The organism is Streptomyces sp. NPDC046870 (assembly GCF_040704595.1).
Taxonomy (GTDB): domain Bacteria; phylum Actinomycetota; class Actinomycetes; order Streptomycetales; family Streptomycetaceae; genus Streptomyces; species Streptomyces argyrophylli.
Genome location: NZ_JBEYXM010000006.1, coordinates 52,053 through 66,101, shown reverse-complemented (window position 1 = coordinate 66,101; position 14,049 = coordinate 52,053). Strand labels below are relative to the sequence as shown.

Annotated in this window: 7 protein-coding genes; 2 read left to right on the top strand and 5 right to left on the bottom strand. The window is 69.7% G+C overall.

Annotation, left to right across the window (positions count from 1 at the left end; translation table 11 throughout):
- Positions 1–47 precede the first annotated feature (47 nt).
- The 4 genes from AB0946_RS15690 to AB0946_RS15675 all read right to left on the bottom strand — a co-directional run bounded on the left by AB0946_RS15690 (position 48) and on the right by AB0946_RS15675 (position 4,318).
- Positions 48–845 carry a DUF1684 domain-containing protein gene (locus tag AB0946_RS15690; RefSeq protein ID WP_366761157.1) on the bottom strand — a complete coding sequence of 266 codons (798 nt, stop codon included), beginning with the start codon at positions 843–845 and terminating at the stop codon, positions 48–50.
- A gap of 100 nt (positions 846–945) precedes the next feature.
- On the bottom strand, positions 946–1,707 hold the full coding sequence (locus tag AB0946_RS15685; protein ID WP_366761156.1) for an amino acid ABC transporter ATP-binding protein: 762 nt from the start codon (positions 1,705–1,707) through the stop codon (positions 946–948).
- A complete protein-coding gene (locus tag AB0946_RS15680) occupies positions 1,704–3,464 on the bottom strand; it encodes an FAD/NAD(P)-binding protein (RefSeq protein WP_366761155.1) in 1,761 nt (586 codons plus the stop codon). Before AB0946_RS15680 ends, AB0946_RS15685 begins: the two co-directional genes overlap by 4 nt.
- Positions 3,461–4,318 carry an amino acid ABC transporter permease gene (locus AB0946_RS15675; RefSeq protein ID WP_366761154.1) on the bottom strand — a complete coding sequence of 286 codons (858 nt, stop codon included), beginning with the start codon at positions 4,316–4,318 and terminating at the stop codon, positions 3,461–3,463. Before AB0946_RS15675 ends, AB0946_RS15680 begins: the two co-directional genes overlap by 4 nt.
- 461 nt (positions 4,319–4,779) lie before the next feature.
- Between AB0946_RS15675 and AB0946_RS15670 the strand changes: the two genes are divergently transcribed.
- Positions 4,780–5,694: an ABC transporter substrate-binding protein gene (locus AB0946_RS15670; RefSeq protein WP_366761153.1), complete on the top strand. Its 915-nt coding sequence runs from the start codon at positions 4,780–4,782 to the stop codon at positions 5,692–5,694.
- A 19-nt stretch (positions 5,695–5,713) separates the two neighbouring features.
- Here the strand turns inward: AB0946_RS15670 and AB0946_RS15665 are convergent, their stop codons facing one another.
- A complete protein-coding gene (locus AB0946_RS15665) occupies positions 5,714–6,781 on the bottom strand; it encodes a Tat pathway signal sequence domain protein (RefSeq protein ID WP_366761152.1) in 1,068 nt (355 codons plus the stop codon).
- 413 nt (positions 6,782–7,194) lie between these two features.
- On the opposite strand from AB0946_RS15665, the gene AB0946_RS15660 reads away from it, so the two are divergent.
- Positions 7,195–14,046, top strand: coding sequence for an RHS repeat-associated core domain-containing protein (locus tag AB0946_RS15660; protein ID WP_366761151.1), 6,852 nt, complete (start codon positions 7,195–7,197; stop codon positions 14,044–14,046).
- Positions 14,047–14,049: the final 3 nt, after the last annotated feature.

Genomic DNA, 14,049 nt, shown 5'->3' with positions numbered 1-14,049 from the left:
GTGCCTTTCGGCCGTCGGCCCCCTCCCACGCGTTCGGCCGAGGCCGGCTACGCCGACCGGGACCGGCTCACCTGGCGCTCCCCCGCCTCGACCGCCACGTCCAGCGTGTTGCCGGGGGGCGGGAAGGGGCAGATGAAGTGGTCGGCGAAGGCGCACGGCGGGAGCTGTGCGCGGTTGAGGTCGACGGTCGTGCGCCCCTCGGCGTCCGGGGCCGGCGAGAAGAGGAAGCGGAACCGGAAGCTCGTGTCGCCGCTGGTGGCGTCGGCGAACACCGCCCACAGCAGTCCGTCCCCCTGCCGCGCGACCTTCAGCGTCCGTTCCTGTCCGGCCAGGGTGAAGGCGAGTTCCCCGGCGAGGTCGAAGCCGCGCTCGCGGCCGTCCGCGTTGCCGAGCCGGACGGTCCGCGTGCCCTCGTAGGGCGTGAACCGCCCCGGCACCGACCAGCGGGGGTCGTAGGGCCCGGCCTCGATGCCCCGGAAGGCCTGCCGGGCGGCCGAGCCGGGGTCGTACACCCGCACTCCCCAGACGCCCTCGCGCACCAGCACGACCAGCCGTTTCTCGCCGAGCGCGACCCGAGCCCGCGCCTCCGGGCCACGGTCGGCGGTCAGCCTGACCTCGCCCGCGAGGGGCCGGCCGTCCACGGTCAGGCCGTCGGTCCCGGCGGCCGTGAGCACCACCCCGCCCTCGTCCGCCACCCAGTTCCCGGGAATGTCCGGAATTCGACCATCCGGATAGTCCTCGATCCAGTGCGTCGCGGTCAGCGCGAGCGGCCCGTAGGGCGCCGAGACCCGCTCCACGCGCTGCTCATGCCACTGCTTCCAGGCGTCGGACGCGTCCGTCGTCATGCCGTCGGTTCCTTTCCTCGATGAAAAACGTCTCTCCTGCCGGAGGCACCGACCGGCCCAAGAGGGAACTGACCCCGTGTCGCCACGACGGCCCCCGCCCTCACAGCACCTTCGCCAGGAACGCCCGGGTCCGCTCCTCCCGCGGAGCGTCCAGCACCTCCTCCGGCGTACCCCGCTCCACGATCCGCCCGTCGGCCATGAACACCACCGTGTCGGCGACCTCCCGGGCGAACGCGATCTCGTGCGTGACGACGATCATCGTCGTCCCCCGCGCCGCCAGGTCCCGGATGACGTCCAGCACCTCCCCCACCAGCTCGGGATCGAGCGCGGACGTCGGCTCGTCGAACAGCAACAGCTTCGGCTCCAGTGCGAGCGCCCGCGCGATGGCGACCCGCTGCTGCTGCCCGCCGGACAGCTGCCGCGGGTAGGCGTCGGCCTTGTCCCCGAGCCCGACCCGCTCCAACAGCCGGTGCGCGCTCTCCACCGCCGCCTTCCGGGGCCGCTTCAGCGCGGACACCGGCGCCTCGACGACGTTGTCCAGGACCGTGAGGTGCGGGAAGAGGTTGAAGTTCTGGAAGACGAACCCGATCCGGGTGCGCTGGCGGAGCACCTCGCGCTCGGGCAGTTCGTACAGCCTGTCACCGGCCCGCCGGTACCCCAGCAGCGCGCCGTCCACGCTGATCTCGCCCCGGTCCACCTTCTCCAGGTGGTTGATGGCGCGCAGCAGCGTGGACTTGCCGGAGCCGGAGGGGCCGAGCACGACGGTGACCTCGCCGGCGCGCACCTGGAGGTCGATGCCCCGGAGCACGTCGAGCGGGCCGAAGCTCTTGTGCACCGACCTGATGTCGACCATGACGCTCATCGCGCGAGTTCCTTTACGAGTGAGCCGCTGAGGAAGGCCAGCACCGCCCGGGCGGTCGCGTCGTTCTGCCGGAACGCCGGCCCACCGGTGCGGGGACGGGTGAAGGCGCCGGGGGCGCGGGTGTCGGTGTACGGGCCGAGCGCGAAGCGCCGGGGGTGCGGGCGTCCGGCACGGTCGAGGACGCGGCCGTCGCCGGGGTCGACCCGGAGCAGCCCGTCGGGGGTCTCGGCCGCGCCGTCGGCGTGCAGTTCCCGCAGCAGGCTGTCGCGGGCGCGCCGGACGGTGGGCGCGGGCAGCCGGGCCTCCACCAGCGCCCGGGCCTCGACGGAGAAGCCCGGCACGGTGGGGCTGGTGGCCCGGAACACCCCGTCCTCGGCGGTGACGGTCATGCCGGCCCCGACGAACCGGAGCAGCCCGGCCCGGGACAGCGCGAGCATCTGCCGCAGCCGGGGCCCGGGCGGCCCGGACGCCAGGTAGCTGAAGAACCCGTGCCACCAGGACCCGATGTCCCCGAGCCGCACCAGCTGCCCGTAGACGGAGAGCAGCCCGAGGAACACCCCGAGGTCCGGGCTGTGGGCGGGATCGTGGCGGCGTCGCAGGTCGTCCTCGATGTAGCCCCGCAGTCCTTCCTGGAAGTCCTCGTGCGAGGCGTACCGCACACCCTCCAGGGGGTGGTCGAGCGCGGTGAGGTCGAGCCGGTCGGCCGGGTCGGGTACGGCGGCGGCGACGAGCGCCCGGGTCTCGGCGGGGTCCACGGCCGCCGCCCACTTCTCCTCGAAGTCGGCCCAGGCCATCGCCGTACGCCCGGGGTGGGCGGTGAACAGCCGGTGGTAGTGGGCGAAGCCCAGCTCCTTCTCGACCAGGGGCCACACATCGCGCCGGAAGTCGAAGCCCGCGGGCCGGGCCAGCAGCTCCGCCACCTCGGCGGGGCCGAGGAAGCGGGGCAGCGGGGGCCGGTCGCCGGTCCAGTCGTAGCCGATCTTCGAGTGGTACGGCACTCCGCGCCGCGAGCCGACGTACAGCACCGGCTCCCGCCCCGAGGGACGGTACGTCTCCCCCTCGTACCGTCCGCCGCGCCCCTCGGTGAGCAGCACCATCAGGTCGACGAAGGCCAGCCCGAAGCCGCGGACGAGGACGGGTTCGCCGGGCGCCAGGGCAGTCAGGTCGCTGTCGGCGGTGAAGTCGGGCGGCAGGTGCACCAGGCCGTGCTCACGGGCGTAGGCGGACAGCTCCTCCTGCTCGGCGTCGGGTTCGCCGTCCAGGTGGCCCAGGGTGAGGATCACCAGGTCGGCGTGGAGCGGGTGCGGGCGGCCTTCCAGCCACACCCGCTGGCGGCCCTCGCGGGGGCCGTCGACCCGGACCGCGCGGTGGGGGTGGTGGTGGACGGTGACGTTCGGGGGCAGGTCGGCGACGGCCCGTTCGTACACCCAGCGCAGGTAGCGGCCCTGGGTGCGGCGGTCGGGGAAGGTACGGCCGTCCAGCCGGGCCCACTCGTGCAGGGTGGGGCCCTCGCGCACCGGGCCGGCCATGGCCACCGTGTCGTCGGTGAACATGGTGACGTCCTCGGCCTGCGAGTTCATCCACAGCAGCGGCGACTGCTCCTGCCGCCATATGCGCCCGCCGCCGGGCGGATGGGGGTCGACCAGGTGGATGTCGAGGCCCGGACCGGCGTACAGCTCGGGCGCGTTGGCGGCGAGGCGTTCGAGGAGGCCGGTCCCCCGCGGCCCGGCTCCGACGATGACCAGTTGCTGCCTCATCGGGCGTTCTCCGTGCCGCGCGCGTAGTGCTTCTCGACGAACGTCTGGGCGATGCCCAGCAGGGTGGTGACGAGGGCGTACCAGAGGGTGGCGACCATCAGCAGCGGGATCACCTGATAGGTGCGGTGGTAGATCAACTGGGCGGAGAACAACAGGTCGTTGACGGCGATGACGCTGACGATCGAGGTGCCCTTGAGGGTGCCGATCAGCATGTTGCCGGCGGGCGGCACGATCGCGCGCATCGCCTGCGGCAGCACGATCCGCCGCCAGCGCCGCCACCGGCTCAGACCGAGCGCCTGGGCGGCCTCGATCTGCCCGCGGTCGACCGAGAGGATGCCGCCGCGCACGACCTCGGCGGCGTAGGCGGCCTCGTGCAGGGTGAGGCCGATGATCGCGACGGCGACCGGGCTGAGCAGGTCGACCGTCCGCACGCCGAACACCCGCGGGTACAGCGCGCCGATGTTGAACCACAGCAGCAGCTGCACCAGGATCGGGATGGACCGGAACAGCCACACGTATCCCCAGCTGACCGCCCGCAGCACGGGGTTGGCGGAGAGCCGGAACGCGGCGAGCAGGGTGCCGAGGGCGAAGCCGAGGACCATCACGACCGCGGTCAGCCACAGCGTGAGCCACAGCCCGCGCAGGACGGAGTCGGAGGTGAAGTAGTCGCCGACCACGTCCCATTGGAACGCCTTGTTGCGCACGACGGAGTCGACGGCGAACCCGAGCAGCGCGAGGACGACGACGGCCGCCGCCCACTGGCCGTACCGGCGCTGCGGGACGATCCGCGGGACGTCGGCGGGCTCGGGTGTGTCCGGGACGGTGGGGATCTTGGCGAGGGTGTCCGATGACATGAAGGCTCCGTGACGCGCGTCGCCGGGGACGCGCCGAGTCGTCAGAACGGGTGGTGCCTTCACACGGGGGCGCGCCGCGCGGCGCGGACACGGCCGAGCCCCTCAGCAGGGCCGTACACCGAGAGTACGGGGGCGTTTCCGTATGCTGTCAAGGTTGTCCGCACTGTGAGCAGTACGTCTCAGGTCGGTTGACGCGGAACCGGATGCCTGTTCCACTTGGCCCATGCATCCACAGCAGTGGCTGGTCACCCGCTCCCACATCGACTTCGGTCGCGTGTGGTCCTCTTCCTGTTGAGCTGACCCCCTGCTCCCGCCCGTCCTCCGGGCGGGCCTGCCCGCGTTCTCCCGCCGGTTCCCGGCTTGTTCTCCGCCTTCACACGCGCACCCCTCCCCTCGCGTTCCGCACCCCTTCCGCCTCAGGAGACCGCTACCCGATGCGCACGCCCTCTTATCGCCATTTCATGCCCTTTGTCGCCATCACCTCGGCCGCGCTGCTCCTCACCGCCTGCGGCTCCGGTGACCCGGGCGGCACGGACGCCTCCGGGGTGGCGGCCAAGTCCGACGAGGTGCCCACCACGGACGTCGTCTCCGCCGTGCGGAAGGACGACGCCGCGGCGAAGCTGCTGCCCGCCGGCACCACGGGCCTCACCGTCGCGGTCAGCGTCGGCGGCACCCCGCCCGGCACCACGTACCTGGCCGACGGCACGACCCTGACCGGTCAGGACGTCGACTTCACCAAGGCGGTCGCCCGGGTGCTCGGCATCAAACTGAAGATCGAGCAGGCGAGCTTCGAGGCGATCCTGCCCGCCCTGGACAGCGGCAAGTACGACTTCGGCGCGAGCAACTTCGGCGTCACGGACGAGCGCCGCAAGACCATCGACTTCGTCACCTACGTCAACGACGGCCAGGGCTTCGCCACCCGGAAGGACAGCAAGCTCGGGAAGATCACCGATCTGAGGCAGCTGTGCGGCCTGAACGTCGCGACCGGCGCCGGCACGACGTTCGAGGCCACGCTGGAGGCCGGCAAGCACGTGTGCTCCGACGCGGGCAAGAAGGCGTACCAGGTGCAGACGTACGCCGAGCCGAGCGCGATCTGGTCCTCGCTCCAGCAGGGCCGCAGCGACGTCGTGATGTCCACGATCAACGGCCTGCGGTACGCCGTGGCGCACCAGCAGGGCCTGAAGTTCCTCAACGAGTACCACCGCCTGGACGTCGGTTTCGCCTTCAAGAAGGGCACGAAACTGGCGCCGGCGTTCCAGGCGGCGGTGAACAGGCTGCTGTCCGACGGCAGTTACGACAGGATCCTCAGGAAGTGGGGCACGACGGGTTCCGCGATCAAGGAGTCCCGTATCAGCCCGCCGGAGCTGAAGGACTGACGCGTACCCCTCCCGGGCGTCAGACGAGCAGGTCCTTGTAGTAGAAGCTGGCCTTCTTGTCGGTCTGGGTGAGGGATTCCTCGGAACCGAAGCCGAGGTGCAGGCGGGCGACGGCCGGGGTGCTCGTGTCGGGGATCTGGACGGCCAGTCCTTCCGGCTCCCGGTAGAACAGGCTCTCGCCCGCCTTGCTGAGCCGGCGTTCGTAGACGGTGCCGGTGTTCCAGTCGACCGACGTGACGTAGGTGTTGCTGGAGCTGGTCCGGTTGCCGTCGGCGTCGTAGGTGTAGGCGGTGCCGTCGATGGTGTACAGGTACTGGCCCATGCTGGTGTAGCCCTGGAAGGTGGGCCCGGTGAGCACGGCGGGCTGGGTGATGGTGGCCAGCGGGGTGAACGTGCCGGCCTTGAACGTGGCCAGGTCGTACAGGCTGTACTTCCAGGTGCCGTTGAGGCGGTGGCGGTGGGCGATGCGGTTGGTGACCGGGTCGATGGCGACGGTGTTGTGGTCGGAGCCGGGGACCGGGGTGAACCGGGTGACCTGCGCGGAGTCGGGCCGCAGGACGGCGCCGTTGGCGAACTTGAACCGGGCGATCTTCGTGCCGTAGCCGTTGTTCTCGCTGTCGGGCACGGAGTCGCACTCGGTCCACAGGTAGGCGCTGTTGCCGGAGGGCTCGACCCCGATGGACACGCCGTGTCCGAAGCCCTTGAGGTACATCCGGCCGATGATGTAGCCCTGCCAGTCCAGGCGGGTGATGCACAGATCGCCGTTCTTGGACCGGTCGGTGCCGCTGTAGGCCTGTGTCTCCCCGGGCAGGATGCGGCCGCCCTGGACCAACTGGGCCGTGTACAGGTGCTTGTTGGTGTTGTCGAACGCGAACGACTGCAGGATCCGGGTCTCGTTGAGCGGGATCTCCCGGAACCATTCGTCGGATCCGTCGGTGAGGTCGAAGCGCTTGGAGGTGCCGACGGCCGCGGAGGCGGTGCCGGCCTGGTCGAGGACGACGGCTCCGACGACGGCCGCCGCCGTCAACCCGCCGGCACGCCGCAGTATCTGGCGCCGGCTCGGACCGCCGGACGTCTCGCGCTTCATGTGATCTCCGGGACGTTGCGTCGGCCCACCATCGGGGCCTTGATGTGTGCACGATGTGTGCGACGGTGGATTGAACCACGCCGTCCGGCCTCGCGCCAGCCTCGTCCGCCCAGCTCAGAGGCCTCGCCAGGACCGCGAAAGCAAACGTGATCGAGACCACAACTGTAAACGTGACGTGAAGAGGGGGTTGTGGCTCATCGGTCCGTTTTGAGGGGCTGTTCGCCGACGCTGAGTCCTGCCTAACGTGCAGCGTTGGCCTGGCCTCACGCGGCTTTCACTTCATCGACAGCCCGATGCCACGTGGCCTTTGCTTTGCACACGTGCCGGGGCCCGGGTCCCGGCCTTCTTCGGGTTGGGGATGGTCCGTGCGACGCGCGCACAGACAAGGAAGAGGCGCCTCCTGGGCGTTGGCCATGGCGCTGGCGGCATCGTTGCTGGCCGCGCCCGCTGCGCAGGCCGCGGGTACGGCCAAGGCGGTCGCGGCCGGGCGCAAGCAGCCGGTCGACGTGCCCGCGCGGGCGGCCGGGGGTGTGCCGCGTGACGGCGCTGAGCCGACCCGGACCAAGCCGGTCCGGCCGGTGTGGCCCAAGGCGGCGCACGCCCGCCTGGCCCTGTCGGGTCTGAAGCCGGGCAGGACCCTGCCGGTGGCACCGGCCGGCGACGCCCCGGACACGGCCGCAGTGAAGGTGGGGCCGGCTCCCGCGTCGGCGCTGGCCAGGCAGCGGTCCGCCATCGCGGTCCCCGCCCCCACGGACGTCGACGTCAAGGTCCTGGACCGGACCGGGCTGAAGCGGACGAACGGCATCGGCATGGGCGTCCAGCTCACCCGGCGCGACGGCCGCGGCACGCCCGGCCCGGTGAACGTCACCTTCGACTACTCCAAGTTCAGGTACGCCTACGGCGGCGACTTCGCCGCCCGGCTGCGTCTGGTCGCCCTGCCCGCCTGCGCGCTGACGACACCGGAGGCGAAGGGCTGCTCGACGGCCGACCCGCGGCCCGTGCCGGTCCACAACGACCTGGCCAAGGGCACCATCACCGCGACCGTCCAGGCCGACGCCGACCCCGAACCGTCCATCTCCGTCATCCAGCCGGACCGGACGGCGAAGTCCGCGCTCTCGTCCTCGGCGCTGAGCGCCGCCACGGCCTCGGGTGCCACGGTGTACGCGCTGGCATCGACGTCGTCCTCCGACGCCGGTGACTACCGGGCGTCCTCGCTGAAGCCGTCCGGTTCCTGGAACGTCTCGACCGGTTCGGGCGCCTTCTCGTACAGCCTGCCCTTCGACGTGCCCAAGCCGCCCGCCGGTCAGGCGCCGTCGCTCGCCCTGTCGTACAACTCGCAGTCGGTGGACGCCCTCACCTCCGCCCAGAACACCCAGGCGAACTGGACCGGCCTCGGCTGGGACCTGAGCGGCATCGGCTTCATCGAGCGTCGCTACCGGGGCTGCCAGAACGACGGCACGGGCACCGGCTGGGTCGGCGACCTGTGCTGGGACTCGCCCAACTCGGCCAAGGAGCCGGACGGGGCCGTCTACGTCATCAACTTCAACGGCGTCACCTCCAACCTGGTCCAGGACGACAACGGCACCGGTTCCTACCACGTGCAGGACGACCCGGGCTGGCGCGTGCAGCACCTGACCGGTGGTCACGGGTCGGACGACGAGTACTGGGTGGTCTCCACCCAGGACGGCATGCGCTACTACTTCGGCTGGGGCCGCTCCGAGCGCACCGACGCGGCCACGGACTCGGTGCTGACCGTGCCCGTCTTCGGCAACAACCCGGGAGAGCCCGGCTACAACGGCGGTGTCGGCGTCACCACCCAGGCCTACCGCTGGGGTCTGGACCGGGTCGTGGACGCCGACGAGGTGGAGACGGCCTACTTCTACGACAAGGAGCAGAACCACTACCGCTCGGTGCTGCTCAGCGACCAGGCGCGCGTGTACGACTCCGCCGCCTACCCGGTGCGTATCGAGTACGGCTGGGCCTCCCAGATTCCGGGCGCACAGCTGCCCGCGAAGGTGGACCTGCGCTACGTGGGCCGCTGTGTGGAGCGGATGTCGGACAAGGACCCGCTGGCCAGTGAGCCGGCGGACTGCCCGGGCATCTCCGACCACCCGGACTCCTACCCGGACGTGCCCACGGACCTGATGTGCGACGGCACGAGCGCGGACGACGGATGCAGGACGATCAAGGGCGAGACGTACTCGCCGACGTTCTTCGCCACGAAGATGCTGTGGGACGTCAAGACCTACGTGCGGGACAACGACAGCTCCGCGTGGGACCCGGCGATGCAGTACCAGATGAAGTACGGGCTGCCCAACCCCGAAGGCACCATCGACAACACCCTGTGGCTGGACTACATCCAGCGCAAGGGCTACGGCGACGGCACCGACATCACCCTGCCCACCATCAACATCAACGGTGAGTGGCGGGACAACCAGCTCGGCGGCGGCGTGCTCAACTTCCGCCGGGTCACCCAGATCCACCAGGACCTCGGCTCGTTCGTCAACGTCACCTACCGCAACTACGACGCGCAGGACGCCTGCGACATCGACAACCCGCCCAGCGAGTCGAACAACACCCAGGCCTGCTTCAAGCAGCGCTGGGTGCCCGAGGGCGCCACGGACGAGAAGACGGGCTGGTTCAAGAAGTACGTCGTCTCCAAGGTCAGCGTCGATCCCGGCCCGGGATCGGGTTCGGGCAACGACGGCGACCCGGTGATGACGACGACGTACGACTACGTCGGCAAGCCCGCCTGGGCATTCCCCAACGACCCGCTGACCAAGGACAAGGACGAGTCCTGGACCGACTGGCGCGGCTACCAGCAGGTCGAGGTCCACACGGGCACCAAGTCCAACGCGGCCTCCACCTACTACTGGCTGTACCGCGGCATGGACGGCGACCGCACCGACAAGGACGACCCGTCCAAGACGCGCAGCGTGACCGTCGACGACGGTGACAGCGGCCGGCCGGCGGTGACCGACTCCCCCTGGCTCAACGGCAAGGTGCTGGAGACCAGTCAGCGTGACGGTTCCGGCCAGTCCCACAAGCGGGTCTGGCACGAGTACTGGGTCCACGACACCGCGCAGTACGACGGCCTGCCCGACGCCCGCTTCGTCCGCGACTCCAAGACGACCACGGACGAGCTGACCTCCAGCGGCTGGCGCGAGCACACCGTCAAGAACGAGTACGACGACACCGAGCCGGCCAGCACCAAGTACGGCCTGCCGATGCGCACCAACGACTGGGGCCTGTCGGACACGGACGACAACCGGTGCACCACGTTCGGCCGTGCCTACAACACCGACTACTTCCCCGGCTCGCAGGTCCAGCGCTGGATGGTGCTGCCCGACGAGACCCGGCACTACGCCGCCGACTGCGCGGCCAGGTCCTCGGCCAACCAGGACGCCTACGCCGTCACCCTGTACGACGACGCGACCTCGGTCGACACCGACAAGCCGGCCGACGGGCATCCCACCACCGTGCGCGCCTACACGGACGCCACGCATTACCGCGAGACCAAGGCGAAGTTCGACCAGGCCGGCCGGCAGACCTCCACGACCGACGGCGAGCAGAACACCACCACGACGACGTACCAGCCGAACACCTCGTGGCCGGTCGACGGCGTCAAGGTGACCACGCCCGACCCGGACGGCAGCGACGGCCCGGCCGCACCGCAGACCACCACCACCTGGTACTCCCGCCTGTGGGGGGTGCCCTACCGCATCCAGGACCCGAACAACCAGACCACGCGTATCGTCCTGGACTCCGTGGGCCGCGTCTCGAAAATGTTCAAGCCCTCGCAGATCTCCGCCTACCCCGACGGCACGCCCAGCCTGAAGTACCAGTACGACATCACGACGTCGGACAACAGCGACGGCGTCCCGGACCTGGTCTCCACCGTCCCGCCCAAGGTCACCACGACCACGCTCCAGTCGGCCGGGAAGGTCCTGACCAGCTACGACTACCTGGACGGCCTCGGCCGTGCCCGCGAGACCCAGGTCCCGGCGGCCACCGGCACAGGACGCACCGTGATCTCGACCCGGTACGACACCTCGGGCAACGTCACCGGCACCAGTGCGGCGTTCTACAACTCCGGTGCCGCCGGCTCGGGCATGGTCCTGCCCACCGTGGACAGCCTGCCGTCCTACACCGACGTGGTCATCGACTACGCCGGCCGCACCACCGAGTCCCGGATCATGGTGAACGGCGATCCGCAGGCCCAGGGCCAGACGATCACCAACTACCACGGTGACTACACCACCACGATGCCTCCCGCCGGAGAGCGCACCAACACCTACACCGACGTGTTCGGGCAGGTGAGCAAGGTCGTCGAGTTCGGTCCGTCCACGTACACGACCTATTACGAGTACAACCGCAGCGGTCAGCTCTCCAAGATCACCGACTCCAAGGGGAACCTCACCACCTACACCTACAACTGGCTCGGCGAACGCACCGGCGGCAAGGACCCCGACGCGGACCTCAACGGCACGGGTGCCATCACCTACGACGGCAACGGCAACGTCGAAACCGTCAAGGACGCCGGCGGCACGGTCCTCACCTACACCTACGACCACCTCGGCCGTCCGCTGACCGTGCAGAACGGCACCAAGGTGCTGACCCGCACCACCTACGACACGGCCACCGGCGGCATCGGCAAGCCGGCCACCGTGACGTCGTACGCGGGTGGTTACGCCTACACCGACAAGATCAACACCTACGACGCCGACGGCAACGCCACCGAGTCGCAGACGACCGTCCCGGCGGACGGCACGGGCTTCGAGAACACCTACGTCACGAAGACCGCCTACAACGCGCTGGGCCAGCAGACCGGCATCACCTACCCGGCCGTCGGCGACCTGCCGCAGGAGACCGTCACCACGCAGTACGACGGCTTCGGCAACCCGGAGAAGGTCACCAGCGACCTGAACAACACGGTCTACGTCGACTCCACCGGCTTCGACCGCGTGGGCCGGCTGGCTGACCGCACCTACGGCACCACGGCCACCACCACGACCACGGCCCGCCGCTCGTACAGCTACGACGACGCCGACGGCACCGGCTGGCTGACGAACATCACCACCACCAGCAGCACGAAGGGGACCGTCCAGAACGACGACTACCTCTACGACAACGCCGGCCAGACCACCGACCTGGCCGACAGGAACACCGGACAGCACCAGTGCTACACGTATGACGAGCTGAACCGCCTCAGCCGCGCCTGGACCACCGGGGCGAGCACCGGCTGCGCCGGTCCCTTCTCCCCCGACCTGGCCACCGGCAAGGACCCCTACCAGCTCGACTACACCTACGACGGCATCGGCAACCTCCAGAAGGTCACCAACACCACCGCCACGGGCGCCCAGGTCAACGACTACGTCTACCCCGGCTACTCCGCCGACCAGTCGACGTACACCGCCGGCGCCGCCCACCCGCACGCCGTGACCTCGGTGAAGACCCCGACGGGCACCGACCTCTACGACTACGACGACGACGGCCAGATGAAGAGCCGCACCGTCGGCGGAAAACAGACGACCCTCGTCTGGAACGAGCTGCACCAGGTGACGTCCGCCTCCGGCGCCGCCACCACCGGCTACGTCTACGCGGCCTCCGGTGACCTCCTGGAGCGGAAGTCCACCGACGAGACCGTCCTGTACCTCACGGGCCAGGAGGTCCACAAGGCACCCGGCGCCACTCCGAAGGCCACCCGCTACTACGGCGACGGCACGACGACCGTGGCGATGCGCACCGCGGTGGACAAGACCAGCAGCAAGCTCAGCTGGATCATGTCCGACACCCAGGCGTCGACGCAGCTGACCATCGACGCGGGCACGGGCACCGCGCAGCGCCGGCGCTACCTGCCCTTCGGCGCCCAGAACGGCGGCACCGCCCTGCCGTCCGGCTCGGACCGGGGCTTCCTCGGCAAGACCGAGGACGACGCGACGGGCCTGTCCATCCTGGGCGCCCGCATGTACGACCCGAAACTGGGCCGGTTCCTCAGCCCCGACCCGCTGAACTCGCCGTACGACCCGCAGTACCTCAACGCCTACTCGTACTCCCTCAACAACCCCGTCACCTACAGCGACCCCGACGGGCTGAGGCCCATCACGCCGTGCGAGTACGGCTGCGACCACGGTGACCAGTCCTACCGGGACTGGATGACCCCCAATGGTGACGGCACCTGGTCGTACCACTACGAGTACTCCAACTACGTCTACAACGGACAGGGAGAGCTGCACAGCGTCGTCAAGACGGGCAGCGACCTGCCCCCGCTCGGCAAGAAGATCGTGTACAAGCCCCTGGACATCAGTGCCCAGGTGACGGTCATCAAGGCGCTCGCCTCGACCTTCCTGCCCGACCCCAAGGCGTGGAAGGACTGCCTGTCGGGTTCGGGCGTCTCCAGCTGCCTCATCGCCGGCACCGACCTGCCCCTGGGCAAGGCACTGAAGCTGGTGCCCGACTCCGTGCTGAAGAAGGGCGCCAAGGCCGCCGAGGAATGGGTCGCCAAACTCACCAAGGGGTGCAACTGCTTCCTCGCCGGCACGGACGTCCTGATGGGCGACGGCAAGACGACCAAGGACATCGAGGACGTCAAGGTCGGCGACAAGGTCCTCACCACCGATCCGCAGACCGGTAGGACGACCGCACAACGGGTGACCCGCCGCATCGTCACCGACACCGACAAGCACTTCAACGAGCTGTCCGTCGCGACCGAGGACGGCATCGAGAAACTCACCGCGACCCACGAACACCCCTTCTGGTCGCCCTCGCAGCACGACTGGGTCCAGGCCGGCGACCTCAAGCCGGGCATGACCCTGCGCACCGACGACGGCCACACGGTCGTCATCACCGCCAACCGCCCGTTCACGACGCACGCCCGCACGTACAACCTCACGGTGGAGAACGTCCACACGTACTATGTGCTGGCCGGCGGGACGCCGGTCCTGGTGCACAACAGCACGTGCACGAAGGCGCTCAACCTTCCCGGGTGGCGGAAGGTGGACATCGATATGGACCATGTCCTTGACCGACACACCGCCGCAGGCAAGACCTACAAGCAGAGCGGGATCAAGACGAAATTCCCGGACTACATGTCCCGGGGGGAAATCGAGTCCACGATTCGCCAGGCATACAGGTCGTCCTCGGTCGCCGGGCGTTCGCAAGGAGACCGGGTCTTCCTGCGGGGATCGGCGAACGGACTCGAGATCGAGATGTGGGTGAACAAGGCAACCCGCACGATCGAGACCGCCTACCCGGTTTGGAGGTGACGT

What these genes read in the sequence shown, in the direction of transcription:
- AB0946_RS15690 (WP_366761157.1), bottom strand. Translation starts at nt 845, where the DNA reads ATGACGACGGACGCGTCCGACGCCTGGAAGCAGTGGCATGAGCAGCGC.
- AB0946_RS15685 (WP_366761156.1), bottom strand. Translation starts at nt 1,707, where the DNA reads ATGAGCGTCATGGTCGACATCAGGTCGGTGCACAAGAGCTTCGGCCCG.
- AB0946_RS15680 (WP_366761155.1), bottom strand. Translation starts at nt 3,464, where the DNA reads ATGAGGCAGCAACTGGTCATCGTCGGAGCCGGGCCGCGGGGGACCGGC.
- AB0946_RS15675 (WP_366761154.1), bottom strand. Translation starts at nt 4,318, where the DNA reads ATGTCATCGGACACCCTCGCCAAGATCCCCACCGTCCCGGACACACCC.
- AB0946_RS15670 (WP_366761153.1), top strand. Translation starts at nt 4,780, where the DNA reads ATGCCCTTTGTCGCCATCACCTCGGCCGCGCTGCTCCTCACCGCCTGC.
- AB0946_RS15665 (WP_366761152.1), bottom strand. Translation starts at nt 6,781, where the DNA reads ATGAAGCGCGAGACGTCCGGCGGTCCGAGCCGGCGCCAGATACTGCGG.
- AB0946_RS15660 (WP_366761151.1), top strand. Translation starts at nt 7,195, where the DNA reads ATGGCGCTGGCGGCATCGTTGCTGGCCGCGCCCGCTGCGCAGGCCGCG.